Below are 233 nucleotides of genomic sequence, written 5' to 3' on the forward strand. Positions count from 1 at the left end.
AAGTTCGAAACCGGCACCGTCGACACCGACAAGGAACTGCTGCGCAACCTGGTCGCCTACTACTGCGTGCTGGAAGGCATCTTCTTCTACTGCGGCTTCACCCAGATTCTGTCCATGGGCCGCCGCAACAAAATGACCGGCGTGGCCGAGCAGTTCCAGTACATCCTGCGCGATGAGTCGATGCACCTGAACTTCGGTATCGACGTGATCAACCAGATCAAAATCGAAAACCC

General features: G+C 55.8%; 1 protein-coding gene. It reads left to right on the top strand.

Translation table 11 applies throughout. The features are described from left to right. Positions 1-233: ribonucleotide-diphosphate reductase subunit beta (locus P353_RS07490; RefSeq protein ID WP_034367437.1), on the top strand; the 233-nt coding region annotated here is incomplete at both ends.

Origin of the sequence: Comamonas testosteroni (assembly GCF_000761245.1) — a bacterium.
GTDB lineage: Bacteria > Pseudomonadota > Gammaproteobacteria > Burkholderiales > Burkholderiaceae_C > Comamonas > Comamonas testosteroni_C.